This is a genomic window from Soonwooa sp. T0.1_25 (genome assembly GCF_057652215.1).
Window position 1 is genome coordinate 1 of record NZ_JBYFBZ010000064.1, and the last position, 487, is coordinate 487.

Consider the following 487-nt stretch of genomic DNA (forward strand, 5'->3'; position numbering starts at 1 on the left):
CTTTTACGTTCTTGTCTAAGCTGAGAAATAAGCTCCTTTTTCAATCCGTTTTTCGAGTGAAGATAGATGTATAAATAAATGGTCTCGTGAGATACGTTCATGCTTTTATTGTTTGGGTAAAGTCGTTTCAAAGTAACTGATATTTGGTCGGGTGACCAACGCAATCCCAACTTTTCATGTACAAAATCTCGAAGTTCTTTATTAGTGTTGATTTTATCCTTCCACCATTTTCTATCCGATGCTCTTAGTATAGCATTATGATCAGCCACATCTGCGTAATAATCATTGTGTGCATACCTGTTTCTCTTGAGTTCTCGAGTAATGGTAGATTTACTTCTTCCAAGTTTTTCAGCAATTTTAGAGGGCGAATATTTAAGCTCACGAAACTCCTGAATTTTTACTCTTTCAACTAGGGATAATCTCTTGTATTTTTTCATGCTGACAAACGTATAAAATTGTGTTAATTATTTTAACATTTGTTGCACTA

1 protein-coding gene is annotated in these 487 nt (G+C 34.3%); it reads right to left on the reverse strand.

The genetic code is table 11. The annotated features are described in order from the left end of the window. On the reverse strand, window positions 1–437 hold a 437-nt coding region (locus tag AC23MB_RS14365; protein WP_487787655.1), incomplete at its 3' end, for a transposase. Between the last annotated feature and the right edge of the window lie 50 nt (window positions 438–487).